Consider the following 26609-nt stretch of genomic DNA (forward strand, 5'->3'; position numbering starts at 1 on the left):
GGGGTTCTGCCTTGGTATGGATGGTTTCTGTGCATGGGAGCAAGTGAGTGCGAGAAGGGCGTTCGGTGGATGCCTTGGCACTAGAAGGCGATGAAGGACGTGGCACGCTGCGAAAAGCCACGGGGAGCCGCGAGTAGGCTTTGATCCGTGGATATCCGAATGGGGCAACCCCCTCGCAAGAGGATCCTGCACTGAATACATAGGTGTAGGAGGCAAACCTGGGGAACTGAAACATCTAAGTACCCGGAGGAAAAGACATCAATTGAGATTCCGCTAGTAGTGGCGAGCGAACGCGGAACAGGCCAGTGGCCATGAGAAGACAAGCAGAATGCTCTGGAAAGTGCAGCCATAGTGGGTGATAGCCCCTTATGCGTAATGCTTCTTATGGTCCTTGAGTAGGGCGGGGCACGTGAAACCCTGTCTGAACATGGGGGGACCACCCTCCAAGCCTAAATACTCTCTAGTGACCGATAGTGAACAAGTACCGTGAGGGAAAGGTGAAAAGCACCCCGATGAGGGGAGTGAAAGAGACCTGAAACCGGACGCCTACAAGCAGTCGGAGCCTCTTATGGGGTGACGGCGTACCTTTTGTATAATGGGTCAGCGAGTTTCTGTTTGCAGCAAGCTTAAGCCGGTAGGTGTAGGCGTAGCGAAAGCGAGTCTGAATAGGGCGACGAGTTGCTGGCAGAAGACCCGAAACCGAGTGATCTAGCCATGGCCAGGTTGAAGGTGCGGTAACACGCACTGGAGGACCGAACCCACGCCTGTTGAAAAAGTCGGGGATGAGCTGTGGTTAGGGGTGAAAGGCCAATCAAACTCGGAGATAGCTGGTTCTCCGCGAAATCTATTGAGGTAGATCGTCAGGTGTTGACCCCGGGGGGTAGAGCACTGGATGGGCTAGGGGGGCCCAAAGCCTTACCAAACCTAACCAAACTCCGAATACCCGGAAGTTTAGCCTGGCAGACAGACAGTGGGTGCTAAGGTCCATTGTCGAGAGGGAAACAGCCCAGACCACCAGCTAAGGCCCCTAAATCGTGGCTAAGTGGGAAAGGATGTGGGGATTCCAAAACAACCAGGAGGTTGGCTTAGAAGCAGCCATCCTTTAAAGAAAGCGTAATAGCTCACTGGTCTATTAGAAACCCTGCGCCGAAAATGTAACGGGGCTCAAGCCACGTGCCGAAGCTGTGGGTGCATACTTTGTATGCGCGGTAGCGGAGCGTTCCGTAAGTCTGTGAAGGAGACGGGGTGACCCTCTCTGGAGATATCGGAAGTGCGAATGCTGACATGAGTAGCGACAAACAGTGCGAGAAACACTGTCGCCGTAAGTCCAAGGTTTCCTGCGCAAGGTTAATCCACGCAGGGTTAGTCGGCCCCTAAGGCGAGGGCGAAAGCCGTAGTCGATGGAAATCAGGTTAATATTCCTGAACCTGCCAGAAGTGACGAATGCGAGATGTTGTCAGTCCTTATCGGATTGGACTGGCTTTTTGAGCATTCCAGGAAATAGCTCTGGCATATAGACCGTACCCTAAACCGACACAGGTGGACTGGTAGAGCATACCAAGGCGCTTGAGAGAACGATGCTGAAGGAACTAGGCAAATTACTCGCGTAACTTCGGGATAAGCGAGACCCGTGAGTGGGCAACCATTTGCGGGTGGCACAGACCAGGGGGTAGCGACTGTTTATTAAAAACACAGGACTCTGCGAAGTCGAGAGACGACGTATAGGGTCTGACGCCTGCCCGGTGCCGGAAGGTTAAGAGGAGGTGTGAGAGCACTGAATTGAAGCCCCGGTAAACGGCGGCCGTAACTATAACGGTCCTAAGGTAGCGAAATTCCTTGTCGGGTAAGTTCCGACCTGCACGAATGGCGTAACGACTTCCCCGCTGTCTCCAGCATCGGCTCAGCGAAATTGAATTCCCCGTGAAGATGCGGGGTATCCGCGGTCAGACGGAAAGACCCTATGAACCTTTACTGCAGCTTTGCAGTGGCATCAGAGACATTCTGTGTAGGATAGGTGGGAGGCTTTGAAGCAGGGGCGCCAGTTCCTGTGGAGCCATCCTTGAAATACCACCCTGAATTTTTCTGATGTCTAACCGCGACCAGTAAGCCTGGTCCGGGACCCTGCATGGTGGGCAGTTTGACTGGGGCGGTCGCCTCCCAAAGTGTAACGGAGGCGCGCGATGGTGGGCTCAGGCCGGTCGGAAACCGGCTGTCGAGTGCAATGGCATAAGCCCGCCTGACTGTGAGAGTGACAGCTCGATCAGAGACGAAAGTCGGCCATAGTGATCCGGTGGTCCCGCGTGGAAGGGCCATCGCTCAACGGATAAAAGGTACTCTAGGGATAACAGGCTGATCTCCCCCAAGAGTCCACATCGACGGGGAGGTTTGGCACCTCGATGTCGGCTCATCACATCCTGGGGCTGGAGCAGGTCCCAAGGGTTCGGCTGTTCGCCGATTAAAGTGGTACGTGAGCTGGGTTTAGAACGTCGTGAGACAGTTCGGTCCCTATCTGCCGTGGATGTTGGAGACTTGAGAGGATTTGTCCCTAGTACGAGAGGACCGGGATGAACATACCTCTGGTGCACCGGTTGTCGTGCCAGCGGCACAGCCGGGTAGCTAAGTATGGAAGGGATAACCGCTGAAAGCATCTAAGCGGGAAACCCACCTCAAAACTAGGTCTCCCCAAGGGCCGTGATAGACCATCACGTCAATAGGCCAGGTGTGGAAGCGCAGTAATGCGTGCAGCTAACTGGTCCTAATCGCCCACGAGAACTCACTTGCAAGCTTCTCCCAGAGAAGCACCCCATGCACAGAAATCATCCATGCCGCACATTTCAAAAATAACACCAACCGTTAATCACTGACCTACTCAGATGTGGGTTGGATGACCTGGTGGCTATGGCGGGGAGAGATCCACCCGATCCCATCCCGAACTCGGCCGTGAAAACCCCCAGCGCCTATGATACTGCGGCTTAAGCCGTGGGAAAGTCGGTCGCCGCCAGGTCTTCCAATCCACATCATAATCACATCACATAAACCACCGCGGGGTGGAGCAGCCCGGTAGCTCGTCAGGCTCATAACCTGAAGGTCACAGGTTCAAATCCTGTCCCCGCAACCAACGATACTTGCGATACGAACGCATCACGAACCCCAGTCCGGAAACGGGCTGGGTTTTTCGCGTTTCCATTGCCCGACGCGACTGCCAGGATACCAGCAAGATCGCCCCGGACATCGATCTGTAGCCCCTTGTCGGACGGGGTGAGAATGATGGCCTCGATCACCTCGGCCGCCTCCTGGCGCTTCTCGTCCAGCTCCGAATGCAGCATGTCGTGCAGGCGCGCGAGTTGCCGATGATAGAACTCTGCCATCTGCGGGTGCAGCAAAGGCGGGGGTGCCTCGGCGGTGGCGAGGAAGTCCTTGAGTTCTGTCTTGCGGGCTTCGAGCTTCGATCCGCGCTCTTTGACCGTCTCGATCGAGATGGCTTCCGAAAGATAGAGGTCCATCAGGCGCTGGATGTCGCGCTCGACCCGCTTCAGTTCTGATTCCGCTGCGCCGATGTCGGCCGACGCCTCCATGCGCAGTCGGTTCATCTCGGTGGTGAAGGCGGCGCAGAATTCGGCGAACAGGTCCGGGTCCATGAGATGGTGGCGCAGGGCATCGAGGACGCGCCGCTCCAGCTCCTCGCGACGGATATTGGTGCGGTTGTCGCATGTGCCCTTGTTGCGCGCGGTCGAGCAGCCGAGCAGCCGAGCAATGTGCCGGAGATCATCGAATAGCCACCACCACAGCAGCCGCATTTGCTCAGGCCGGAGAAGAGATAGCGGGGGCGGCGTTTCTCGCGGAAATGGTCGGGCGATGATGTGTCGCGTGTGTCCCGGCTGGCGCTGACGCTGGCCTGCCGCGCCTTGACCGCGTCCCACAGCTCCTGGTCGACGATCCGCAGCTCCGGCACCTCCTGGATCACCCATTCGGATTCAGGATTGAGGCGCGAGACGCGCTTGCCGGTATCGGGATCCTTGATGAAACGCTGGCGGTTCCAGACCAGGCGCCCCACGTACATCTCGTTGTTGAGGATGCCGGTGCCGCGTTCCCGATTGCCGTGAATGGTGGATGGTCCCCATTCGCGTCCCTGTGGCCCCGGAACGCCATCCCGGTTCAGTTCCATCGCGATCGTGCGCGACGACTTGCCGCGGGTGTAATCGGTGAAGATCCGTCTGACCGTGCGGGCTTCCTCATCGTTGATGGTCCGGTCGCCGCGAATGCGCTCACCCCTGGCGTCAAACTGGCGCACCACGTCATAGCCATAGGCATTGCCTCCGCCGGACTTGCCGTCCTCGACGCGTCCGCGCAGCCCTCGCCGGACCTTCTCGGCTAGGTCCTTGAGGAACAGGGCATTCATGGTGCCCTTGAGTCCGATATGCAGGTGTGTGACGTCGCCCTCGGAGAGGGTGATGATCCGCACGCCGGAGAAGGTCATCCGCTTGAACAGCCCGGCGATATCTTCTTGGTCCCGCGACAGCCGGTCCATGGCTTCGGCCAGTACGATCGTGAAGCGGCCGCGCGTGGCGTCCTGGATCAGTTCCTGAATACCTGGGCGGAGCAGGGAAGCACCCGAAATCGCCCGGTCGGTGTAGCTGTCGACGATCGTCCAGCCCTGTTTCTCCGCGTGAAGCCGGCAGAGGCGTAACTGATCCTCGATTGAGGCATCACGCTGGTTTTCGGACGAATAGCGGGCATACAGCGCGACCTTCACAATCCCATCTCCCTAATCCTGGAGATCGCGTCGCCTCGCGGCCTCCACTTCAGCGTTGACGAAATCCCGTGCGGCCTGACGGGCCAGAAGCCGGACCAGACTGACCAGCCGTGGATCGGCTCCACTGCGCAATGGTGTCACGTTGGCGTCCGGGGCGTCGAGAACGAGCCGCAGCTTGCCAGCTATCGTATCGCGTTGGCGTGCCATCTTCCCGTCCTTTCTGCACCGACCTGTGCTTGCCTCTGAAGGCACTGTGGAGGTCGGACGGGATATGCGTGAACAGGAAAATACGTGGAAACAGGGAGATGGATCGCAGGAAGAGGGCTTCGGGATAGTCGCGAACACTTGCGGCTATCACTGTCGGGACTATCACAAAGTGGTGATATAACGACTATAATAGTCGCAATGTATCGCAGTGTGCATCGACTCGCGGGGTGGTTGGCACGGAGCTGCGTTCCGTAAAGCCGTCTCTACGCGGTTCCGTGGAGGCGATCCGGTGTCTGATGGGGCCGGGAGAGAGGAAGAGGGACGTGGGGTTTTCGTGACGGATTCAGGGGTGGAAGAGAGGCTTCCGCCTGTCCGTCACGGAGTGTTCCGCCATGGCGAGCGCCATCCAGAAAATCGCCCTCAATGCGTCCCGTGATATCCCTTTCAACAGGCTGGTACTGTCGCAGTCCAACGTACGGCGCGTGAAGGCCGGCCTGTCGGTCGAGGAACTGGCCCGCGACATCGAACGTCGGGGCTTGCTTCAGAGTCTGAACGTCCGGCCTGTCCTGAACTGCGAGGGGGCAGAAACCGGCTGCTACGAAGTGCCGGCCGGGGGCCGCCGGTTCCGCGCCCTCGAACTGCTGGTGTAGCAGAAGAAACTGGCGAAGACCGCCCCGGTGCCCTGCGTCGTGCGCGAGGCCGGATCGGCCATTCTCGCCGAGGATGATTCCCTGGCCGAAAACGTCCAGCGCGTAGCGCTGCATCCACTGGACCAGTTTCGCGCCTTTCGCGACATGTTGGAAAAAGGCATGTCCGAGGAAGAAATCGCTGCCGCGTTCTTCGTCGTGCCCACCGTGGTCAAGCAGCGCCTGCGCCTGATGACCGTTTCGGACAAGCTGCTCGAGATCTACGAGCAGGATGGCATGAAGCTGGAACAGCTCATGGCCTTCTCGATCAGCGATGACCACACCCGTCAGGAACAGGTCTGGGAGATTATCGCCCAGAGCCATAACCGCGAGCCCTATCTGATCCGCCGCATGCTGACGGAAAAAACCGTGCGCGCATCGGATCGTCGCGTACGCTTCGTCGGGCTGGACGCCTATCTTGCTGCCGGCGGTCCCGTCATGCGTGACCTGTTCGAAGCCGACGATGGCGGCTGGCTGCAGGATCCGACCCTGCTCGACCGGTTGGTCATGGAAAAGCTGTCGTCAGCCGCAGAGGATATCCGTGCCGAGGGTTGGAAATGGGTGGAAACGGCGCTGTCTTTCCCGTGGGGGCACACGCGGGACTTCGTGGAGATCGAGGGCATGCCTGTTGCGCTCTCGGAAGAAGAAGCGGCCCGTCTGGCCGCGCTGCACAGCGAGCAGGAAACCATCGAAGCGGAATATGCGCAGGCCGATGAGTTCCCGGAGGAAGTCGATGCGCGTCTGGGTGAAATCGAACGGGCCATCGAGGCGCTGGAAGAACGCCCCGTGGCCTTCGACCCGACGGATATGATGCGGGCCGGTGTGTTCGTCAGCCTGGATACGGACGGCACCCTGCTGGTCGAACGGGGTTTCGTCCGGCCGGAAGATGTGCTGGCCGAATCTGAGGACGGCCACGGTGCACCCGAGAGTGATGATGATGCGGTCGTCTATCACAGCGCGGATGACGACGGCGAAGGGGGCCTGCGGGAAAGTGGTCCGGACGCCGAGGCCGAGGAAGAAGACGGAATGAAGCCGCTTTCCGACCGCCTGCTGACGGAACTGACGGCCTGGCGCACGCTCGCGCTGCGCGATGTGTTTGCCGGCAATCCGCATATCGCGCTGACCGAACTGCTCCACACGCTGGTGCGTGATCTCTACTGGCAGGTCTCGGGCGCGGACTGCCTGGAAGCCTATGTCCGGGAAGTCCCGCTGCAGGTCCATTCCCCCGACATGCCGGGCAGCCTGCCGGCCCACGCGCTGCGCCAGCGCAATGAGGGCTGGAAGCACGATCTGCCGGAGGACGAGGACGCGCTCTGGCAGTGGCTCGGTGGGTTGGATGATACCAGTCGCCTGGCCCTGCTGGCGCATTGCCTGTCCTTCGGGGTCAATGCGCTGCATGAATCGTCCCATGGTCCGTCATTGGCGCGTAGCATCAGGGAGCGGCTGGCCCGCGCCGACCGGCTTGCCATCGCGCTCCGGCTCGATCTGGCCGAAGCGGGCTGGCAGCCGACGGTGGAGAATTATCTCGGCCGTGTCACCAAGGCGCGCATCCTCGAAGCTGTACGTGAGGCGCGGGGCGACGAGGCTGCTAACCGTATTGTCCATCTCAAAAAGCCTGACATGGCACGTGAGGCAGAGCGGCTGCTCGACGGCTCAGGCTGGCTGCCCGAATCATTACGCACAAAAGTCCTGCCCGCGCAGACGGAGGCTGATAAAGCGCCCGATTACATAGAGGATGGCCACGTTGCGGTCGCTGCCGAATAGGGTTTCTCTGAATAAAAATGGCGGCTTCTGGTCTCCGGAAGCCGCTTTTTCCATGCTGTCATGCTACTCGGCAGTGCTTCTGCTTCCGCCTCAAATACGGCATACAGCGTCTCGATGTGTGCAACGTAAAGCGGACTGTCAGAATTATCTGATCTTCATCATCTTCTTCTCGGCATCATGGAGAGCGTGATATCGGGTGGACCCGGCGTCTTCCGGCATTATGAGCGTTTACTGACTCCAAAATGCGGGGGGCACCATGCGCCACCCCGCGAATGAACGGCCGCTCAGCCTTTGATAAAGGCCAGGATATCGGCATTGATCGTATCGGCATGGGTCGTGTGCATGCCATGCGGAAAACCCGGATAGATCTTCAGCGTGCTGCCCTCGATCAACTGATGCTGAAGAAGCGCCGCGTTCTTGTAGGGCACGACCTGATCGTCATCGCCCTGCATCACGAGGGTGGGTACCGTAATCGCCTTCAGATCCTCGGTCTGGTCGGTTTCGGAGAACGCCTTGATACCTTCGTAATGGGCCTTGGCGCTGCCCATCATGCCCTGGCGCCACCAGTTGCGGATCGTGCCGTCGGAAATCTCCGCGCCAGAACGGTTGAAGCCGTAGAACGGGCCGGTCGGCACGTCGAGGAAGAATTGCGCGCGATTGGCGGCCAGAGCGGCGCGCAACCCGTCCAGCACCTCGATCGGCGCGCCCTCGGGGCTGCGATCCGTCTTGACCATCAGCGGCGGCACGGCACTGATCAGAACCGCCTTCGCGACGCGGCCCTGTGGCTGGCCGAACTGCGCGACATAGCGCGCGACCTGGCCGCCACCGGTCGAGTGACCGACATGGACGGCATTCTTCAGGTCAAGCGTCTCCATCACCGCCGAGGCATCGGCGGCGTAGTGGTCCATATTATGGTCCTCGCTCACCTGCGACGAACGTCCGTGCCCACGCCGGTCATGAGCGATGACCCGAAAGCCCTTCGACAGGAAAAACAGCATCTGCGCATCCCAGTCGTCCGCGCTGAGCGGCCAGCCATGATGGAAGGCGATCGGCTGGGCGTCCTTCGGTCCCCAGTCCTTGTAAAAAATCTGTACACCATCCTGTGTCGTTACGAATGACATGGATTGTTCCTCCGTCTGGTTGATGAAAGGGTTACGTCAGGATCAGCGTGATGAAGGCAGTCGTTGATCCTTTTCATCCAGATCCGGGCATGGTGAACGGCTCGGGCATGTTCAGCACCAGCTGCGCATCCCGAACGACATCGAGCCGCAATGGTCTTGCAACGCCCAGGCCGCCCAGAAGATCGCTCATCGGGCCGCCATGACGCGACAGGGTGACATCGCGTGGCAGCATTCTCTGCGCGAAGGACAGCGTGTTCGAACGGACAGTCGTCCTGTGCCAGCGCCCGGCGATCTGATGGATCATCGTGTTGGCACCCATATGCGATTGTGACGGTACATCGACGAAATCCGGTGCCGGTGCCCGCAGGGTCAGGTCCGGGGTCCCATCGGGTGCCTGTGTGGCTGCCCGCACTTCGGCTCCAATCGTCACGCTGATACCGGCCAGCCATTTGGGAAGCTGGTAGCATTCCACGCCCCGCACGCGGGAAATCTCGGTCGTGACGGGAAGGGCGAGCACATGGGCGTGGAAACTACGGCGCCGTATCGCCGCTGCCAGTTCCAGCGCGTGCGGACCCCATGCGCCGGGTCTGCGGATGACGATGGCGATGGAGGCTTCGTCGTACGGGTCGTTGTCGCAGACGGCGTAGGAAAAGAACGTCAGCGCCACCAGGCCGTATCCGGGGCAGGCGCGCAGCGGCTCGAGCGGCTCCGGCAAAATCGCCTTCAGGCGGGAAACAGGCGCCGGCATGAGAAGCTGCACGCTGCTGCTACGATAATAGAAATTCGGCGCCCATACGGGCCCGATCCGGGACTCTATTTTCTGCTTCGGGATACGGCGGAAGAAGTCGATGTTTCCCGCCGCCGGATCGCGCGCGATGGCGTCGAGGTCCGGGTTGGAGCGGAAACGGTCGTAATAGCCTCCGGCCAGGACCGGTATCTTGTGGCCGCCGAACTCCACATCGATGGTGCATCCGTCCATGTCGGTCATGCCTTGCCGCCAAGGGGGCGCATGGTCATACCGGCTGCCGTGTCTCCAGCCTTCCGGGGCGGAGCGCCGTTCACCATCCATGCGCGGTAGGCCCGCGCCTGCCTGCGGCCTGTCAGTTGCGCCCGGATGAAGGCCATGAGAGGCGAGACAAGCGGTCTTGTCGGTCGGCCGGAGGCAAGTCGGACCATCTGGTACCGCACGGCCGCCATGTGCGCCGCCGATGCGAGGGCCTTGTTCTTCCAGCCGATCGGCTTCAGCGCGGGCGCGTCGTCGTGCCCTTGCTTCCATCGTTTCGGCAGGTCGGGTTCGATCGCCAGAGCGGTGGCCATGCCCGCCATGGCGATGCCGTTGTCGATCACCTTTTCGGCGACCGCGTGCCGCCGGATGCCCCCCGTCACCATCAGCGGCATGGTGGCGACGGTTTTGATCTCGCGGGCGAAATCGAGGAAATAGGCCTCGCGCGCCAGCGTGCGCTCGTCGCGCGCAGTGCCCATCATCGCGGGTGCCTCGTAGCTGCCGCCCGACAGTTCGACGAGATCGACGCCGAGGCCACCCAGCATGCGCACGACGGAGCGGGCATCCTCCGGCGAAAAACCTCCGCGCTGGAAATCGGCGGAGTTGAGTTTGACCGCGACCGAAAACGCCGGCCGTACCGCCGCGCGCGTGTCACGCACGATGTCGAGCAGCAGGCGTGCCCGGTTTTCGAGGCTGCCGCCCCACTGGTCGGTCCGGTGGTTGGCGAGCGGGGAGAGAAACTGGCTGAGCAGATAGCCATGGGCGGCGTGGATCTCGACGCCGGTGAAACCGGCCCGTTCGGCCAGCCGCGCGGTATTGACGAAACGCTGCTGTACATCGGCGATATCGGCCGCCGTCATGGCGCGCGGCACCGGAAACATCTTCGACTGCCGGCCGAGATCAAGGGGGATGGCGGAAGGCGCGAGGGTTTCCCGCCCGAGGCTCGCCGGCATCTGCCGACCGGGGTGGTTGATCTGCATCCAGATCTGGCTGCCACCGGCCCGCGCGGTGTCCGACCAGGTACGGAAGCGGTCAAGGTGCCTGTCATTCTCCAGCACCACGCCTGCCGGCCCGGTCATGGCCCTGGCGTCGATCATCACATTGCCGGTGATGACCAGACCTGCTCCCCCCTGTCCCCAGGCACGATATAGACGAATCAGTTCGTCGGACGGTGCGTGATCGGCATCGGCCATATTCTCTTCCATTGCCGCCTTGGCGAGACGGTTGGGAACGACGGCGCCATTGGGCAACGTCAGGGGCGAAAACAGAGACATGGACCGGACTCCACGAGAAACGTTCTGGGCAGAGCCTGACATTCAAGTTAACTTTAAGGTCAAGAGATGATTTCACGGAGGGGGAAGCGTCGTGAAGATCGGGGAATTGGCACAGCGGAGTGGTTTGACGCCCTCGCGCATCCGCTTCTACGAGAGGATCGGTTTGCTGAAGGCCGTGGATCGCAAGGCGAACGGCTATCGGTCCTATCCGGCGGAGGCTGTTACAATCCTGGGCCTGATCGCCCTCGCTCAGGGCGCGGGCTTCAGTCTTGACGAAATTCGTGCGCTGCTGCCCGCCGATCTGGAACATTGGGAGCACGACGCATTGGTCGGCGCGCTGACCCGCAAGGTCGCGGATATCGAAACGCTGCAAGCCCGGCTCGCGCGGAGCAAGGCGCATCTGCTGCAGGTCATCGACGAGATCGAAGCCCGTCCGGACGATATCGACTGCGCCACCAACGCCCGCCGGGTGTTGACCCGGCTGCTGGGCGAAGACGCTGAAATGCCGGTCGCTTCCTTACGCGCGAAGCAATTCTGAAACCCTGCGCGCGGTCGCTTTGGCGGAAGCCGGGTTCTGCCCGGTGACCAGCCGGCCATCGGTGACCACATGGGGCACGAACGGCAGCAATGCCTTGTCGTAGAGAGCCCCGCGTGCCTTCATCTCCGCTTCCGCGTTGTAGGGCATCTCCTTCGCCACGCCGGCGAGAACTTCTTCGGTCCAGGAGAAACCCGTGATGCGTCGGCCGGATACCAGTAGCGTGTCATCCGACAACCGGGTATTCAGCAAACCGCAATAGCCATGGCAGACGGCAGAGACGATACCGCCCCTTTCCCAGATGGCACGGGTGATGGCCTGCAAACCCGCATTGTCGGGAAAGTCCCACATCACGCCGTGACCTCCGGTAAAATAGATGGCCTCATAGCTGGCTGTATCGATCTCGTCGGGCCGTGCGGTGGATGAAAGCAATGCCATCCGTGTCGGGTCGTTCAGCCATGCCTTTGCGGAGGCATCGAGCAGGGGCCATTTCAGCGCACGGGGTTCCAGCGGTGACGGTCCCCCTGCGGGGCTCACCAAGCGCTGTTCGTAGCCCTGAGCCGCGAAGACGTCCCAGGCATGACTCAGTTCCGACAGCCACAAGCCCGTCGGGTGTGACGGGTCGGCATAATGAGCGACGTTGGTGATGACGTGAAGAATACGCTTGCTCATGACCGGAACGTCCCCAAGATGAATGGGTAGATAGTCTCTAACCTTTAACCTAGGTTCATGGTCAAGCGATCATAAATTCACACGCGGGATGGCAGGAGCGGTGTCGCTTTGAACCGAGAGCCGACATTCCGTCCTCCCGGCCAAAACCGCCTGTCAGTTCAGTGGCAACAAAGCAGACCGGCGGCAGTCGCCTCATCTCAGAAATTCAGGCGCTTGACACGGTTTCCCGAGAACTGACATTCGCATGTTTATCTCAATCGGTTGGGTTGGAGACAGTCGCGACCTTCAGATTCTGTTGATGATCATCCAGAAAGCAAATGTTAGCGACGCTAGCCTTGAATGCCTCCTGTCTTCCATAGTCCGTTCAGGTCGATCAGGGTTGGTCGATATCTCGTCAGCGGCTAACCAAGCTTGTTGTCCTACAACAGGCGCGTATCGCAATTGAAAGGACCAACATGTCAACGAATGAATCAACTATCGCTGATCAAAGGTTTGACCTTAACCAATTGCGACCTTACCTCGGGGACAAGATCGTCGACACGATGCATGCGATCAATGCAATCTCCGGTTACGAGATGGCCCCCGGACTACGATCGCCATTTGTCGATTTTAGAAATTGGCTCAATACAAAGCCATATTTTATCGAGCAATGGCGCTTGTCCAAGAGCGACGAAATTAAGAAATATGGACGCTTTTCGAATGGCGTCGAATATTGTGAACGGGCCATGGCAGAGTGCTATTATAGACTAGACTTGATCCGGGACATGGATACTCGCTTACGCAAAGAACTCGCGGACAGAAATATTTCAAGTCAGATTCCCCTTGGATCGACAATGTGCATAGGAAATACTGCGAAAATCGATTTCGAGTATAGATCGTTCGTCCTGTCATACCGAAGGGCGCTCGATTATCTATCCTATGGCTTGTCGACGTATTTCAATGAATCTCAGGATTCGTTCAATCGGTTTGCGAAAAATATCCTGAAGTCCCATCCGACTGCCGTATCAGCGGCCCTGGCCCCTATTTTGAAAAGATATATGCCCCATTTCTCCTTCGTCATTGGTGATCAGAAGGGCCGATCCACGCGCGATATCATTGCTCACAAAGCTGCGCTGGATGCAGGATCGATCAACATCAGAAATAATGGGTTTGTGTTGTTTGGTGGTGGCGAAAATCTCGGGATCAACACGGAACGCGGTGATGATTTTCTCAATCCGCCGACTTTGCCTGACGTTCTTGAAACCAGAATGGTGAATTTACAAGGGTGTGTTGCGGATCTTTTGGCAGGCATCCGGGCAGCGATTACCGATTACGAAAAATCCCAAGGATGGCGCTAGGAAGGACCTTTCACAGTGAACCACGCTGCGTCTACGGAGGCCATTTGATTTAAGCCCAACAGCCACTGACGGTTCGATGAACGCAACCGACTGATCTGAATGACTACTTTTCTTATCTCACCACCAGACAGCAGACTTTCCGCTTCCCCCCCATTGCAGTCGTGATTTCCGGTAGGTGACGGGAACGCCGTGTTCCGGGATGAGGGGCTGGGTGTTTCTGCGGTTGGACGGGATCCCGCGTGGGAAGTGGTGATCAGAGGGAGAGGTCGGCTTCGCCTTCTGTGCCGAATAACCGGCATCAGAGGAGAGTTTTCCATGACCACAACCACCATCCTGCCCCCTGCGTCCCGCGGCGCAGCGTCTGGCGGCTTCCGGATCGATCCATCGCGCGGGGAGCGTAGCGCCCGTGTATCGTCGGAATGGTTCTCGCGTCCCGATGACGAGCGCTACCTGTCGCTGTCCGATCTGCACGCCGCCACACTGGCGCGGGCGGACCGGGCCACGGCCCGCACCGTCGAGAGCCGCGTCATTCGTGTCGAAGCGTCCCGCGACAATGCCGAACGCCTGACCCTGACCGTGCCGGGACAGAATGACCCGATTGCGCCCACCCACTGGTCCTTTGGCCAAATGTGCAGTCTGGTCGGTGCGCCGTCGTCCTATCTGCGCAATCTTCCCGCTCCACTGGCGGCGATCAACCTGCAGCACGGCCTGCTGTCGCACCGGGCCGAACTGGTCAAAACGCTGGAAACCGAAGACGGTCGGGTGGAACTGCGCGCCGTGACCGGCCCCGATTACGGCCGCATCTGGGACCATGAACTGGTCGGCGCGGTGCGCAAGATCGCCGGTGACGGCACAGGCGATACCAACTGGAAGGTGCCGGGTGTCATCGACTGGGCCACCATGACCCATAATCCCTATGTCGATATCACCAAGGAGACGACCACCCTGTATGCGTCAGACAGGGACGTTTTTTTATTCCTCGTAGACGATACGCACCCGATTGAAGCCGGGCGTCTGCCCAACGGCGACCCCGATCTCTATTTTCGGGGCTTCTACGCCTGGAACTCGGAAGTCGGCAGCAAGAGCCTCGGCATAGCGTCATTCTATCTGCGCGGAGTGTGTCAAAACAGGATGCTCTGGGGCGTGGAAAATTTCGAACAGATCACGATCCGGCATAGCAAGTTCGCAGCATCCCGTTTCGTGCATCAGGCGACACCGGCCCTGCGGAATTTTACCGCGGCCAGCCCGGCGTCGTTCGTCTCTGGCATTCAGGCCTCGCGCAAGGCGCTGGTGGCCAGAACCGATGACGATCGTGAAAGTTTCCTGCGTCGTCGTGGGTTCTCCAAACCGGAAACCACCAGGATCATCGAAACGGTCTTGAACGAGGAAGGGCGCAAGCCCGAGAGCGTGTTCGATTTCGTGCAGGGGATCACGGCGCTGGCGCGGACGAAGACCAATCAGGATACGCGGCTGGATCTTGAGGGCAGGGCACGCAAGCTGATGGAGAAGGTCGGATGAATGCGTCCATCATCAGACGCCGGCGTGATGGGGAGGGGGCGGCGGACGAGATCCGCCGCCTTCTGCCTGTCGGCAGGTCAGTCGTTCAGGCTGTCCTTCAGCGCCTTGGCAGGCGTGAAGGCCAGCTTGCGCGAGGCCGCGATCTGGATGGTCGCACCCGTGGCCGGGTTGCGGCCTTCGCGGGCGGCGACTTCCCTGACCTTGAACTTGCCGAAGTTTGGCAAGGTGATTTCATCACCGGCCTTGGCGGCAGTGGTCATCGCTTCGACCAGGGCGTCCAGCACCTTGCGGGTATCGGTCTTGCTCGTGTCGGTGGTGGTGGCGATATGATCGACCAGATCGGCAATCTTCATGGGACTATCCTTTTGCATTCGGGCCTGTGCCCGTTGCCTCTGCCGTTACGGTGGAATCATGGCGGCATCAAGCCTGCAGGGAGGGTGAGATGACCAACGTGCAGTCATGGGATGCTGGCGATCTGGCCCGCAGGCTGGCTGAAAATGCCGAGGCGGTCTGTCGCCATTACCTCTCAGCCGGGCGACGGCATGGCAATTACTGGCTGGTCGGCGACGTCCACAATACCCCTGGGCGGTCTCTTTATGTCCGCCTGCATGGTGGAGCGGACGGACGTGGCCGCGCGGGCAAATGGACGGATGGCGCGACGGGGCAGCATGGCGATCTGCTCGACATCATCCGTGAAAGCCTCGGGCTGCGGGATTTTCGTGATGTCGCCGACGAGGCCCGGCGCTTTCTCTGTCTACCGCAGTCCGAGCCACGATCGGCCCCTGATCGCGGCCGTTCCCATGCGTTCAGCTACGATACTTCCGGGCAGGCATCTGGCACCGCAGACGCCGCACGTCGGCTCTGGGCCATGTCCCGCCCGCTTGCGGGCACACAGGCGGAAACTTGGCTGCGGCATCGTGACCTGACACGCCTGACGGACCTGTCGTCCCTGCGTTTCCATCCTGACTGCTACTACCGGGCTGATGCCGACAGTCCGACCGAGACCTGGCCGGCGTTGATCGCCGCTGTGACTGACCTCGACGGCACTCTGACTGGGGTGCATCGCACCTGGCTGGCGCGCGACGGACGTGGCAAAGCACCTGTCGAAATGCCGCGCCGTGCGATGGGCGACCTGCTCGGCCATGCCGTGCGCTTTGGCGCGGTGTCCGACGTTCTGGCAGCAGGCGAGGGCATCGAGACGGTGCTGTCGCTCCATGAGGTCATGCCCGATCTGCCACTGGCTGCGTGCCTGTCCTCGGCGCATCTCGCCGCCATGGCGTTTCCGCCCACGCTGCGCCGCCTCTATGTGCTGCGCGATGACGATCCGGCCGGGGACCATGCGGCGACGACCCTGCAGACCCGGACGCAGGAGGCCGGGATCGAGTGCGTCGTGCTGTCACCGCGTCTGTCGGACTTCAATGATGATCTCCGCTATCTCGGGCGTGGCGCGATGCGGGCGATCCAGCATCCCCAGCTTGCCCCGCAGGACGTGGTGCGGTTCCTGCATCCGGTCACGCACTGAGGCGGGCCAAGAAGGGGGCGTGAGGTCCGTCTTCTTTCCGGCGTGGCGCGGGACTGTCCTGTTTCCGGATGGGGCGCGCCCGCGGCCTTTCAGGAAGGGGAGCGGGCGTCAGCCAGACCGGGCCTGCAATGGCGGAGACGGCTATTTTCCGCCGCGCGTGCCGCGCTTTGCATCGCGAAGCAAAATAGCCGTCTCCCTGCCATCCTCCACTGCGTTTCGGCCGCGCATTGCGCGGTTCCGGCCCGGCCTTCGTCTGCCGCTATTCGCCCCCGGAAAGGCCGCGAGGGGCGCGGCCAGAACCGGAGGACAGACCCATGACCCGCACACAGGACGATTTTGAACCCGCACACGCCACCTCTTCTACCGTCCATGTGCTGGCCGAACTCCAGCTTTACGGCCACCGTCCGTTTGCGGACGAGCCGGACGCAAGGCCGCTGCCCGACGCCAGCCAGATCGAGGGAGCGGTGGCTGACATCTTCGACGCCGTGTCAGCCACACTGACCGATACCCGGCTGGAACCCGATCTCGAACCGCTGCTCTGGTCCACGGTCAACGTCTTTCACCGCATGGTCGGGCAGGTGGAGCGTGATCTTGACCGCAACGAGCAGGCGCAGAAACGCAGCCAGCAGGAACAGGATGGCAGCGAGATCCGCTCGGTGGAACTGGAACGCCTCATTGCCGAGGGGCTGACTCTGCTGGAGCGACGCAACGCCTACGAGATCTTCCGCGATCTCGCCTGCGACCAGTTCGAACGCCTGACGATGTCGCCTTGGCGGCCGCGTTCCGGTTCGCTGGTCAGCCGCAGCACGCTAACGGCGTCCATGATTGACAGCCGCGATTTTCTTAACGCCCGCAGGAAAGCTGAAACGGAACTGCTGGTGCCGGCCGGCCCCAAGATCGCGGTCACGGGCGGCCCTGATTACGAGGACCACCATCTGATCTGGAAGCGTCTGGACAAGGTGCGGGAGAAGCATCCCGACATGGTGCTGCTGCATGGTGGCTCACCGAAGGGGACTGAATTCATCGCTTCCCGCTGGGCTGATCACCGGCAGGTTGCCCAGATCGCCTTCAAGCCGGACTGGAACCGGCACGGCAAGGCCGCCCCGTTCCGGCGCAACGACGCCCTGCTGAAAGTCCTGCCCATCGGGGTCATGGTGTTTCCGGGATCGGGTATTCAGGACAATCTGGCCGACAAGGCAAAGCAGATGGGTATCCCGGTCTGGCGGTTCCACAGGGAGGCTGGCGCGTGAGCGCCAGTTCTCCAGCTATTTTAATTATACTACAGGAAAAACTTTCTTTGTCCTGAATTTTGTGGAATAAATTGACTTATTTTGGATTGCTACGTGATAATAGGAGGATGTTTACTTCAGAGCAGAATTTTTCGACCTTGCAAAGAAGGTCTTGGATTTCAGCATCTGAAAGAGAAACAATGGCGCCATCTTTGGTATGGCCACAACGATGAACAATGTCGTTACGCTTCACAAGAGCATCTTTGAAGATGTCGAAATTTGGAAGGGATATATGCAACCCTGCTTTGAAAATCAGTTTGACTTCATGCCATCGATGCCAGACTATACTTTGCAAATATCGTAATACATCTTCACGCAATCTAGCCTGTTTTTTGAATATATCTCCTAATTTTATTTGTTCGTCTCTAAATTTAGGTAGGTTTGTTATAATGTTGTGCAAAGCGGTGTCATCATTTTTGAACCAAAAATCTGCCGTTTCCCACAAAAAAGCTTCGAGTGCACCTACGCCATTGCTGAAGACAAGTAATTTTGCTAATTCCCGTGCTTGGGGGCTTCCTGTAAGTGTTAATACTTGTCGAGCTTCTTCAGTTCGTGTTTTTAAGCGTAAGAGAGGCGCATCGCGGCTATCAATGTTAAGTTGAAGCCAGTCTTCTTCATCTGGGTATTCATTTCTAATGGGTGCCCATTCATCTCCACCGGCTTCTCCATGGAGATCTTCGACAACCTCATCAATCAACTTGTCATCCACAATCCCGCTGAATCGCTCAGGTAATTCGTCTGCGGGATCGTATGGACCGCCATTCACAAACAGGTATCCGCCTTCTCGTCCATTATAGGGAGTTTCCTGAGCAGGATCACAATATCGAGCCAAAAACCATTCGCGCATTGCAGTTTTTTGATCATCTTCATCGGCTGTTTCTAGCCAGTGATCGTTGGGATCAAATGGTCCATCTGTATCAAAAATATTTCCATATGCTTCAGGCGGAAGATTAGCTAGTTCACTATCATCTATGTGATCATTCCATCCCATTATGTATCTCCTTTTTCAATATGCGCATCATGCCAATACGTTGGGCTTTCTCAAGGAGGCCTCTTAATTAAGCTAAAGTGTATCTTCTGACGCAGGAAAGGCCTAACCCGAAAAACTGATCGGGATGGCTCAGGTGTCGTTCCCATCCTTGTTGCGGGTGTGGTCCAGGGAAAGGCCCTGCTTTTGTCATCGGTGACATGGCCAAGACAGCAGTGGCGAAAGAGGGATCGTCCAGACTGCTTCGATAGAGCGCGCTGTGCTGGGGGCCATGCGACGCGGCGCGAACGTGCCCATAAACAGGCGCGGATGATGGGCATAATGTCGGATTGGTTGTGGAAACGACCAGCAGCTTTTGCAGAACCCTTTAGCGGGCAGAGTCAATTTCGCTCCAGACAGCATGGCCCCACCTTTGTGGACCGGTCATGCCGGCATCGTATCTCCGGGGGCTGTCGGATCCGCACACCATGGCCTCTGTCGGATGGCTGATCTAGCCGAAGGATGGCTGCGCCTCGATCGGCTGGCCGCAACGGCGTTCCAGAACTTTCTTCCCCTGTCGGCTACGCCGCCATTCCTCGCGGGACAAGAAAGTTCCGGCCCTGCCGTCCTCCGCTGCGCTGCGGCCCTGAAGGGTGCTCTGCCGCTCGCCTCCGGCTGGTCGATCGCCATCGAGGCCACGGTGGTCGCGGCCCGATAACAGCATGGAGATACGACAATGGCTAACATCGGTTCCTTCAAGAAGGTGGGCGAAGGCTTTGAAGGCGAAATCGTCACCCTGGCCCTGCAGGCCCGCAACGTCCGCCTGGTGGCCGAGACCAACCGCGCCAACGACAACGCCCCCAACTACCGCGTCTATCTCGGGCGCGTGGAACTGGGCGCCGCATGGACTCGCCGCTCCAGCGAAGGCCGCACCTATCTGAGCCTGAAGCTGGACGATCCCTCCTTCGCCGCCCCGATCTTCGCTAACCTGTTCACCGACGAGGAAGGCGAGGGCTATTCCCTGATCTGGACCCGGCCCCGCAGCCGGAACGGGGACTGAACCTCCCACAACTAACCCCGCCCGGTCTCTCCGGGCGGGGCCTTCTGGGTTTTCTGGCGGGCTCTTTCAGGGCGCGGGCGATCGTGCTGGTCGCCCCACGTGGGACGCAGGAGGAATACGAGGCTTTCCCTCAGCCTTCCCATTGTACCATGCGCGAGGGCGAACCGCGTCAAGGACGCGTGGTCCCTCCAATTTTGCCCGACGCACCCGTGCCGGGCGCGCCAGACAAAATCGGCTCCCCCACGCGCCGGCAATCCGGTCGCCTGCGGCGATCCCTGACCCGGTCTGCCCCGGCATGAGCCGTCCGTCCTGTCTTCGAAAAACGAAAGGAGCAGGACGATGACCACGCTACACGACCATATCCAGATGCTGCGCGCCGAACTGACCAGCTTTCACCTCAGCCGGCGCGAGCGCCAGCAGATCGAGCGCGAACTGAGAGAGGCGCTTGCTCCGCAGGGTAACGTCGAAGCAGACAGACTGACACCGCCCCATTAAGGGCGGAAAGGGTGGGTCAAGGAACCCTATTTCTGATCGTCCACCGGAACCTGATTTTCATCCAGTAATGCCGCCGGTCGTACGTTGAGTGCCTGTGACGCATGCCATAACGAAAGCAGCGTCGCGTTCTGGCGCCCGGTCTCGATCCAGCTGATATAGGCGCGGTCGACACCCATCCTTTCCGCCAGGGCTTCCTGGCTGAGACCGGCGGCGCGTCGCAGGCGCCTCACGTTCGCGCCGAAAAGTCCTCGGATGTCCATCCTCAGGATAGGAACGATTTGTGTATTATCGCGCTACGTATTATAATACACGGAATGCTCAGCACCTTCCCCTGTGATGCGCCATGGGCATCACGTGATGTCGCGAAAACCGATGTTTCCGGCCCGTCTGGCGTGAATCTTTTCCCAATACCGAAACAATTCTGAGCCCACCGGATATTTTCGGGATCACCTCCCTAAGTCTTCGGGACTACCCGTTCCGGTTTTGCACCGGATACTGGGTCGAATCCATGACATATCGGGGAGGGGGAGTGCCGACAATCCGGCCGTGGGATGCCGCACCCCTTCGTCGCGCCTTCGCCGGGCTCGACCCTGCCGGTCTCGCCCAGGAATGGCTGCGGCGCAACCTGACTTATCGGAATGATTATGCCGCCATCATGACGACGGGTAAGGCGGATGCCGAGGCATGGCGTGCCTTCGCCCGTCGCTGGGGGTTACGTTTTCCCTGTCGACCCTGATCTTCCCGCCTGGCTCGCCCCCGCTTTCTGGGATCCTGATGTTGCGCCGGAGGTCGTCGGGCGCGGCGATGGAGGTGATATTCTGTCCCGTCTCGCACCATACGCGCGGGCACGGCATGATGGTCCCGATGGCATCCACCTCGTGCTGGACAGTGTGGCGGGTCCGCTGCGCCTTGTCATTGTCATCGATCGACAACCCGATGCGCCGGGAACCTGGTTCATCGTCGATGACGGCCACCTCCCGACCCGTCTGGCCTGCGTGGCACGCTTCGGCTGCCTGCTTGCCGGTCGTTCGCCGGGTTCAATTCCACCCAGCCTGCACCTGAGTCCCCAGCAGAAACTGCGCCAGATCCGCATGCTCTGCATCGCGGAAGGACGGCGCATGGGGGTGACAGCGAAGCGGATCGCCGCAGGTCTTTACGGTGCCGACATCCTCCGGCTCTCGAACCGGGAATGGCACGCCAGCTCATGGCATCGGGCCTTCTACCGCGATCTTGACGGTGCCGGTTTCTATCTGAGCGGCGGCCACATCGCTCTCCTTCAGGGGCTGAAGCAGGGGGGTGACAGTCTGGTGGCCTGAACTTTGTCATCCCTCCCCACAGGCCATTCTCCGGCAGCGTCTTCCCATGAGCCGCGACATTCCGCACGCGGCCCGATCCAACGGGAGGAAGACCCTATGCGTGTCCAGCCGACACTGCCACCGCGCTATCTGCGCACCCCGGACGCGGCCAATTTCGTTGGCCTGTCCATTCGCACCCTCGAAAAACACCGGAGTTGCGGGACTGGTCCGCTCTACCGCCAGCTTGGCGGCCGGATCGTCTATGCCGTCGAAGACCTCTGCGCCTGGGCCGATTTGAACGTCAGGCTCTCCACCGGGGACGGTGGGGGTATCCCGATGCCGTCCGATCCCCGCGCCTATATCATCCGCCTGCAGGCTAGGGCTCGCGAGGCTCAGCAGCGGAGCGCCAGACGATGATGCCGACCGCTGACAGCTGGCGTCAACCCGACCGCCGCTTCGTGGTCACGGGGTCGGCACGGCCCCGTGACATTCGTGATCTCATGGGGCATCCGTTTTTCGCATTGGGAAAAACGCCGCGCCTCACCCCAATCGATTACCAGGCGCGACATATCGCGGTCATGGTGCGGGCTGAAAATGCCGGCGGTATGGCGACGGTCTGGGATGTCGACGTCCTGATCTGGCTGACCGGGCAGATCGTCGATGCGCTGAACCATGGATTGTGGGTGTCACGCCATGTGCGCTTCACACCATGGCGTCTGTTTCAGGATCTGGGCTGGGCTTCCGGGCTGCATGAATATCATCGCCTTCGTGGTGCATTGGAACGGCTGTCCACGACAACTGTCATGACGAACATCCGCCAGGGCACTGACTTGAATTGCCCCGGGTTTTGTGGAGACGTTTTTTATCTGATTTAAGCGGCTAATGCATGTGATTTCTGTTGCGCATAAAAACGTGCTTCGGCTTCTGCTGGCGGGATGTTTCCAATGGAGGACAGGAGCCGCCGATTATTGAACCAGTCGACCCATTTCAGTGTTGCTAGCTCAACAGCGTCCCTGTTTTTCCATGGCCCCTGTCGATAGATGAGTTCGGTTTTATAAAGTCCGTTAATGGTCTCCGCCAAAGCGTTATCATAGGAATCCCCAACGCTTCCGACAGAAGCAACAAGGCCCGCTTCAGCCAGTCTTTGCGTGTAGCGAATGGACACATATTGACATCCGCGGTCGGAATGGTGGGTCACTTTTCCCTCAGGCCGCCTCTGGCACAGAGCCTGCTCAAGGGCATCCAGCACGAAGTCGGTATGGGCAGTGGACGAGACGCGCCAGCCCACAATAACCCGGGCAAAGACATCAATGATGAAGGCCACATACACAAAGCCCTGCCAGGTGGAAACGTAAGTAAAATCCGAAACCCAGAGTCTATTGGGGGCTGGTGCATGAAACTGTCGCTGTACCAGATCCTGTGGACAGGGCCGTGCCGGATCGGGCCGTGTGGTTCTGACCCCCTTGCCACGCATGACACCTTTCAGTCCCATCCGGTGCATCAGCCGCTCTACCGTGCAGCGGGCGACATCCAGACCTTCACGTCTGAGCTGATGCCAGACCTTGCGCACTCCGTAGACGCAGAAATTATCGTTCCAGATCCTGCGGATTTCATGACAGAGCTCTTTATCTTTCTGGCTGCGCACACAGGGATTTTTCTGTCTCGCCCGATAAGCGTAATAGGCAGATGGTGCAATCGACAGAACCCTGCAGATTGACCCGACACCATATGTCTGCCGATGCTCCTCAATGAAGCGTGTCATGGTCTGAAGATGCGGTCGAGCTCCGCCTGGGCAAAATATGCTGATGCCTTGCGCAGGATTTCATTGGCCTGCCGCAATTCGCGGTTCTCTCGCTCCAGTTGCCTGATCTTCTCTCGATCAGGCAGGTCACTCACCGCAGGCGCATTGGCCCGCTCATGCAGACGGGTCCATTTTGACAGCGTGTCAGGATGAATATCCAGCTTTGGCGCTATCATCATCACTGCGGACCAACGTGATGGATGGTTCTTCTCTTCCTCCAGAACCATGCGGGCTGCACGCTCGCGAAATTCAGGCGGAAAACGCTTCGATTTGTTGCTCATGAATTCTTCTTACCTCACGGGTCGTTCTGTCTCCACAAAACCCGGGGCAATTCACTTGCCCTCGGGGCCACAGATGCCCTGATCGTTCAGCGCCTTGGCAATGGCACGAGGGCCGATGCCGGCGGCGAAGTCGCAGAAGATGCGGCGGATGATCTCCGCCTGATGGGCGTCGATTTCGCGGTCGCCCCGGATCTGTTCGCCTTTTGCATCGAACTGACGGACGACGCGATAGCCGTAGCACAGCCCGCCGCCGGATTTGCCGTCCTCGACCCGGCCGCGCAGGCCGCGATGGGTCTTGGCCGCGGGGTCTTTCAGGAACAGGGCGTTCATGGTGCCCTTGAGGCCGACATGCAGTTCGCTGATCTCGCCTTCGGCCAGGGTGACGATCGGCACGCCAGCGAACTTCAGGTGCTTGAACAGGGTGGTCACGTCGGCCTGATCGCGCGAGATGCGATCCAGCGCCTCGGCCAGCACGATGTCGAAGCGCCCGGCCTGGGCATCCTGCAACAGGGTCTGGATGCCGGGACGCAGGATCATACTGGCGCCGGAGATGCCCGCGTCCTTGTAGGCGCCGACCACCTTCCATTTTTCCCGCTTCGCGTGTTCGCGGCAGATGCGGAACTGTGGTCCTCAATCGAGGCGTCGCGCTGGTTGTCGGACGAGTAGCGGGCATACAGGGCGACGCGGGCCATGGGATGTTCCTTATCAGGTGACCTTGTCCATCCGGCTGGGCCGGATCAGCACCTCGGCGGAGATGCCGAGACCGTCATGCAACTGGCGGATCATGTCGATCGACAGGCCGCGCTTGCGGTTCAGCACATCCGCCACCCGGTTGCGCGGGCCGATCATCGGCTCCAGATCCTTGCGGGTGAGGCCCTGCTGCTCCATGCGGAAGCGGATCGCCTCGACCGGATCGGGCGGGTCGATCGGATGGTGCTTTGCTTCATAGGCATCGATCAGGGTTGCCAGCACATCGAGGCGGTCGCCGTCCGGCGTGCCGCTCTTCGCCCCCCACAGACGCCCGACTTCTTCCAGTGCTGCGTCATAATCCGCCTCGTTGCGGATGGGCTTCAGATCAGCCGTCATGTTCCACCTCCGTCACGTCGATCCTGTCATACGCCCTGTGCGTGCCGATCCATTTGATCCAGACGATGCTTTTCTCGAAATCGACCGCCACGACCAGGCGATAGGCATTACCCTTGATATTGAAGACGATCCGCTCGGCACAGAGGTGGTCCCCATTTTTCGGACAAAGCGATAAGCTATCATCTGGCCTGAACGAGGACGGGTTTTATGGGCAAGGTTACGCGGAAACGGTATGCGGCAGAGTTCAAGTCACGGGTTGCGCTGGAGGCGATCCGTGGGGAACTGACGCTGGCGGAACTGGCTTCGAAACATGGGGTACATCAGACGATGATCGCCCAGTGGAAACGGCAGGCGATCGAGGGGATGGCGGCGACCTTTTCCGGGAAGACGGTGGCTGAGCCCCCGGTCAGCCCAGCTGACGTGGAGAAACTGCACGCGAAGATAGGCGAACTTCTCGTGGAACGGGATTTTTTGCGGGATGCCTCTGCTCGGTTGGGCGTGATCAGAGGCGGCAGATGATTGACCTGAAGCGAGCGCGTCTGCCGATAATCCGGCAATGCACGCTGCTGCAACTCAACCGGTCGGGCGTCTACTATCGGCCTGTGCCACAGAGCGAGGCCAATCTGGAGCTGATGCAGCTGATCGACGCCCAGTTCCTGGAAACGCCGTATTATGGTTCACGGCAGATGACATGGCATCTGCGCCGCCTGGGACATGAAGTGGGCCGCAAGCGGGTCCGGCGGCTCATGGCGATCATGGGCCTGCGGGCGATCTACCAGAAGCCGCGCACGACCGTGCCCCATCCGGAGCATCGGAAATATCCATATCTGCTACGGGATCTGGTCATCAATCGGCCTGACCAGGTCTGGTGTTCCGATATCACATATATTCCCATGAAACGGGGATTTCTCTATCTCGTGGCGATCATGGACTGGTTCACGCGCAAGGTCCTGTCCTGGCGTCTGTCGAACACGATGGACGTGGAGTTCTGTATCGAGGCGCTACAGGATGCCCTCATGCGCTATGGCGCCCCGGACATTTTCAATACTGACCAGGGGTCGCAATTTACGACACCCCGTTTCACCGGGATACTGGAAGAGCGTCAGATCCGCATCAGTATGGACGGGCGTGGGCGATGGCTGGACAACGTGTTCATCGAGCGTCTGTGGCGGTCGCTGAAATATGAATGCGTCTACCTGCACGCGTTCGAGACCGGATCAGAGCTGAGGGCCGGGCTTGGCAGATGGATCGCCCATTATAACGAAAGGCGTCCGCATACGGCGCTGGCTGGACGTACGCCCGATGAGGCGTATCATAACGTGCCGACGCCATCTGGTCCGGGGTTAACCCCGGACCAGATGGCCAACAGCAACGCCGTCAGAAGGGCGGCATAACAACAACCGGGTATAGCTTATCAAGCCCGCAAAACTGTCCGAACGGACGGGACCACCTCAGCACTGACGATACTGGCCGTGGCGTAAAGCCGTTTCACATCGGCGGTGCTTGTCCAGCCGGCCCTGCCGACTTCGGCGAACCAGGCGTCCAGTGCCGCCTTGACGGCTGGCTGGTCCTTCTGGCCCGCCAGGCTGTCGACGAACTCCCTCAGCGTGCGACGGGCGATGATCCTCATTGACTGACCTTATATCACGGGACCATAATGGTCACAAGAAAAATACACGACAGCCCGGCGAGGGGTCTTTCGCCAGGGAAAACGCAGACGGGGAGGGAGGCTACCGCATAGGACCGGATCGGTTCTGCCGGGCCTGTTTCCGCTCCAGGGCGCGGGCACGCTCGAACTGCTCGCGGGCCATCTGACGGCCGATCAGGCGGGCGAGGGACCGGATGGCTTCGTCGGACGGGCGGAACGCCTCCTCGGCTGTTTCCACCGAATTGTTGGGGCCGAACACCTCGATCCTGATCCTGTCGGGTCTGCGTGCCATCCT

The 26609-nt window shown here is 59.8% G+C and carries 26 protein-coding genes, 1 tRNA gene, 2 rRNA genes, 4 pseudogenes and 1 other annotated feature; of the genes and pseudogenes, 18 read left to right on the forward strand and 15 right to left on the reverse strand.

The genetic code is table 11. The features are described 5' to 3' along the window. The first annotated feature begins 42 nt into the window (after positions 1-42). The 3 genes from EMQ_RS13480 to EMQ_RS13490 all read left to right on the forward strand — a co-directional run bounded on the left by EMQ_RS13480 (position 43) and on the right by EMQ_RS13490 (position 3118). Positions 43-2780 (forward strand): 23S ribosomal RNA (locus tag EMQ_RS13480). Between the two features lie 108 nt (positions 2781-2888). Next, positions 2889-3004: ribosomal RNA gene (gene rrf / locus EMQ_RS13485) — 5S ribosomal RNA — on the forward strand. A 37-nt stretch (positions 3005-3041) separates the two neighbouring features. Further along, positions 3042-3118: transfer RNA gene (locus tag EMQ_RS13490), tRNA-Met, on the forward strand. Here the strand turns inward: EMQ_RS13490 and EMQ_RS13495 are convergent. Together EMQ_RS13495 and EMQ_RS13500 are read right to left on the reverse strand one after the other, a co-directional pair. After that, positions 3075-4753: pseudogene (locus EMQ_RS13495) on the reverse strand (recombinase family protein). The gene EMQ_RS13490 and the pseudogene EMQ_RS13495 sit on opposite strands and share 44 nt — an antisense overlap. 12 nt (positions 4754-4765) lie before the next feature. Beyond that, positions 4766-4960, reverse strand: coding sequence for a hypothetical protein (locus tag EMQ_RS13500; RefSeq protein ID WP_007400124.1), 195 nt, complete (start codon positions 4958-4960; stop codon positions 4766-4768). Positions 4961-5352: 392 nt separating this feature from the next. Between EMQ_RS13500 and EMQ_RS17410 the strand changes: the two genes are divergently transcribed. Then, positions 5353-5610: a ParB/RepB/Spo0J family partition protein gene (locus tag EMQ_RS17410; RefSeq protein ID WP_018307867.1), complete on the forward strand. Its 258-nt coding sequence runs from the start codon at positions 5353-5355 to the stop codon at positions 5608-5610. A 27-nt stretch (positions 5611-5637) separates the two neighbouring features. Beyond that, the gene (locus tag EMQ_RS13505) at positions 5638-7410 is read left to right on the forward strand and encodes a ParB/RepB/Spo0J family partition protein (protein WP_407919047.1); all 1773 of its coding nucleotides are present in this window, start codon (positions 5638-5640) and stop codon (positions 7408-7410) included. Between the two features lie 284 nt (positions 7411-7694). Here the strand turns inward: EMQ_RS13505 and EMQ_RS13510 are convergent, their stop codons facing one another. The 3 genes from EMQ_RS13510 to EMQ_RS13520 all read right to left on the reverse strand — a co-directional run bounded on the left by EMQ_RS13510 (position 7695) and on the right by EMQ_RS13520 (position 10808). Then, positions 7695-8531 (reverse strand): alpha/beta fold hydrolase, encoded by an 837-nt coding sequence (locus EMQ_RS13510; RefSeq protein ID WP_010667332.1) that lies wholly within the window; start codon positions 8529-8531, stop codon positions 7695-7697. Between the two features lie 73 nt (positions 8532-8604). After that, positions 8605-9519: an acetoacetate decarboxylase family protein gene (locus EMQ_RS13515; protein WP_010667331.1), complete on the reverse strand. Its 915-nt coding sequence runs from the start codon at positions 9517-9519 to the stop codon at positions 8605-8607. Next, complete coding sequence (locus tag EMQ_RS13520; RefSeq protein WP_018307865.1) at positions 9516-10808, reverse strand: NADH:flavin oxidoreductase/NADH oxidase family protein; 1293 nt, start codon at positions 10806-10808, stop codon at positions 9516-9518. The genes EMQ_RS13515 and EMQ_RS13520 overlap by 4 nt, the downstream gene beginning before the upstream one ends. A 91-nt stretch (positions 10809-10899) precedes the next feature. On the opposite strand from EMQ_RS13520, the gene EMQ_RS13525 reads away from it, so the two are divergent. After that, positions 10900-11346: a MerR family transcriptional regulator gene (locus tag EMQ_RS13525; protein WP_026200011.1), complete on the forward strand. Its 447-nt coding sequence runs from the start codon at positions 10900-10902 to the stop codon at positions 11344-11346. Here the strand turns inward: EMQ_RS13525 and EMQ_RS13530 are convergent. Beyond that, positions 11326-12015 (reverse strand): type 1 glutamine amidotransferase domain-containing protein, encoded by a 690-nt coding sequence (locus EMQ_RS13530; protein WP_018307864.1) that lies wholly within the window; start codon positions 12013-12015, stop codon positions 11326-11328. The two genes, EMQ_RS13525 and EMQ_RS13530, sit on opposite strands and share 21 nt — an antisense overlap. A gap of 455 nt (positions 12016-12470) precedes the next feature. On the opposite strand from EMQ_RS13530, the gene EMQ_RS13535 reads away from it, so the two are divergent. Then, a complete protein-coding gene (locus EMQ_RS13535) occupies positions 12471-13352 on the forward strand; it encodes a hypothetical protein (RefSeq protein ID WP_010665701.1) in 882 nt (293 codons plus the stop codon). Positions 13353-13667: 315 nt separating this feature from the next. Beyond that, positions 13668-14870: a hypothetical protein gene (locus EMQ_RS13540; protein WP_018307863.1), complete on the forward strand. Its 1203-nt coding sequence runs from the start codon at positions 13668-13670 to the stop codon at positions 14868-14870. Positions 14871-14947: 77 nt separating this feature from the next. Here the strand turns inward: EMQ_RS13540 and EMQ_RS13545 are convergent, their stop codons facing one another. Continuing rightward, entirely contained in the window at positions 14948-15223 is a 276-nt protein-coding gene (locus EMQ_RS13545; protein WP_010669131.1) for an HU family DNA-binding protein, read from the reverse strand. A gap of 89 nt (positions 15224-15312) precedes the next feature. Between EMQ_RS13545 and EMQ_RS13550 the strand changes: the two genes are divergently transcribed. Together EMQ_RS13550 and EMQ_RS13555 are read left to right on the forward strand one after the other, a co-directional pair. Then, the gene (locus EMQ_RS13550; protein ID WP_018307862.1) at positions 15313-16392 is read left to right on the forward strand and encodes a DUF7146 domain-containing protein; all 1080 of its coding nucleotides are present in this window, start codon (positions 15313-15315) and stop codon (positions 16390-16392) included. Between the two features lie 314 nt (positions 16393-16706). Continuing rightward, positions 16707-17642 (forward strand): DUF2493 domain-containing protein, encoded by a 936-nt coding sequence (locus EMQ_RS13555; protein ID WP_018307861.1) that lies wholly within the window; start codon positions 16707-16709, stop codon positions 17640-17642. Positions 17643-17718: 76 nt separating this feature from the next. On the opposite strand, the gene EMQ_RS13560 is transcribed toward EMQ_RS13555, so the two are convergent. Further along, positions 17719-18672 carry a hypothetical protein gene (locus tag EMQ_RS13560; RefSeq protein WP_010666684.1) on the reverse strand — a complete coding sequence of 318 codons (954 nt, stop codon included), beginning with the start codon at positions 18670-18672 and terminating at the stop codon, positions 17719-17721. Between the two features lie 478 nt (positions 18673-19150). Here EMQ_RS13560 and EMQ_RS13565 point away from each other — a divergent pair, with 478 nt between their 5' ends. From EMQ_RS13565 to EMQ_RS13575, 3 genes are all read left to right on the forward strand, one after another. Then, positions 19151-19366 carry a hypothetical protein gene (locus EMQ_RS13565; RefSeq protein WP_018307860.1) on the forward strand — a complete coding sequence of 72 codons (216 nt, stop codon included), beginning with the start codon at positions 19151-19153 and terminating at the stop codon, positions 19364-19366. Between the two features lie 18 nt (positions 19367-19384). Next, positions 19385-19708: a DUF736 domain-containing protein gene (locus EMQ_RS13570; RefSeq protein ID WP_006560122.1), complete on the forward strand. Its 324-nt coding sequence runs from the start codon at positions 19385-19387 to the stop codon at positions 19706-19708. Positions 19709-20047: 339 nt separating this feature from the next. Next, entirely contained in the window at positions 20048-20203 is a 156-nt protein-coding gene (locus EMQ_RS13575; RefSeq protein WP_165878938.1) for a hypothetical protein, read from the forward strand. 26 nt (positions 20204-20229) lie between these two features. Here the strand turns inward: EMQ_RS13575 and EMQ_RS13580 are convergent, their stop codons facing one another. Further along, positions 20230-20463, reverse strand: coding sequence for a helix-turn-helix domain-containing protein (locus EMQ_RS13580; RefSeq protein ID WP_026200010.1), 234 nt, complete (start codon positions 20461-20463; stop codon positions 20230-20232). 269 nt (positions 20464-20732) lie between these two features. On the opposite strand from EMQ_RS13580, the gene EMQ_RS13585 reads away from it, so the two are divergent. The 4 genes and pseudogenes from EMQ_RS13585 to EMQ_RS13600 form a co-directional block, all read left to right on the forward strand. Then, on the forward strand, positions 20733-20939 hold the full coding sequence (locus EMQ_RS13585) for a transcriptional regulator domain-containing protein (protein ID WP_081617523.1): 207 nt from the start codon (positions 20733-20735) through the stop codon (positions 20937-20939). Continuing rightward, entirely contained in the window at positions 20893-21519 is a 627-nt protein-coding gene (locus EMQ_RS13590) for a DNA -binding domain-containing protein (protein ID WP_231367919.1), read from the forward strand. Before EMQ_RS13585 ends, EMQ_RS13590 begins: the two co-directional genes overlap by 47 nt. Positions 21520-21615: 96 nt before the next feature. Then, positions 21616-21915 (forward strand): helix-turn-helix transcriptional regulator, encoded by a 300-nt coding sequence (locus EMQ_RS13595; RefSeq protein ID WP_018307855.1) that lies wholly within the window; start codon positions 21616-21618, stop codon positions 21913-21915. Further along, positions 21912-22328 (forward strand): annotated as a pseudogene (locus tag EMQ_RS13600) (replication initiator protein A); the annotation flags it as partial. The gene EMQ_RS13595 and the pseudogene EMQ_RS13600, both read left to right, overlap by 4 nt. Before the next feature lie 41 nt (positions 22329-22369). Here EMQ_RS13600 and EMQ_RS13605 read toward each other — a convergent pair. The 4 genes and pseudogenes from EMQ_RS13605 to EMQ_RS13620 form a co-directional block, all read right to left on the reverse strand. Continuing rightward, positions 22370-23580 (reverse strand): IS3 family transposase gene (locus EMQ_RS13605; protein WP_132012128.1). Its coding sequence is split into 2 segments (ribosomal slippage): positions 22370-23295 and positions 23295-23580, totalling 1212 coding nucleotides; the frame shifts between segments, so codons are not numbered across the junction. Further along, positions 23186-23302: a sequence feature (AL1L pseudoknot), on the reverse strand. Its footprint overlaps the gene before it by 117 nt. A 57-nt stretch (positions 23581-23637) precedes the next feature. Beyond that, positions 23638-24272 (reverse strand): annotated as a pseudogene (locus EMQ_RS13610) (recombinase family protein); the annotation flags it as partial. 13 nt (positions 24273-24285) lie between these two features. After that, positions 24286-24666, reverse strand: a complete 381-nt coding sequence (locus EMQ_RS13615; RefSeq protein ID WP_010668668.1) for a helix-turn-helix domain-containing protein — start codon at positions 24664-24666, stop codon at positions 24286-24288. Further along, positions 24656-24808 (reverse strand): annotated as a pseudogene (locus EMQ_RS13620) (type II toxin-antitoxin system HigB family toxin); the annotation flags it as partial. The gene EMQ_RS13615 and the pseudogene EMQ_RS13620, both read right to left, overlap by 11 nt. Positions 24809-24873: 65 nt before the next feature. On the opposite strand from EMQ_RS13620, the gene EMQ_RS13625 reads away from it, so the two are divergent. Further along, positions 24874-26060 (forward strand): IS3 family transposase gene (locus EMQ_RS13625; RefSeq protein ID WP_146891112.1). Its coding sequence is split into 2 segments (ribosomal slippage): positions 24874-25144 and positions 25144-26060, totalling 1188 coding nucleotides; the frame shifts between segments, so codons are not numbered across the junction. Between the two features lie 20 nt (positions 26061-26080). Here the strand turns inward: EMQ_RS13625 and EMQ_RS13630 are convergent. Together EMQ_RS13630 and EMQ_RS13635 are read right to left on the reverse strand one after the other, a co-directional pair. Beyond that, positions 26081-26296: a type II toxin-antitoxin system HigB family toxin gene (locus EMQ_RS13630; RefSeq protein WP_018307850.1), complete on the reverse strand. Its 216-nt coding sequence runs from the start codon at positions 26294-26296 to the stop codon at positions 26081-26083. Between the two features lie 100 nt (positions 26297-26396). Further along, complete coding sequence (locus EMQ_RS13635) at positions 26397-26606, reverse strand: hypothetical protein (protein WP_132012096.1); 210 nt, start codon at positions 26604-26606, stop codon at positions 26397-26399. Between the last annotated feature and the right edge of the window lie 3 nt (positions 26607-26609).

Source organism: Acetobacter aceti NBRC 14818 (assembly GCF_000193495.2).
Lineage (GTDB): Bacteria > Pseudomonadota > Alphaproteobacteria > Acetobacterales > Acetobacteraceae > Acetobacter > Acetobacter aceti.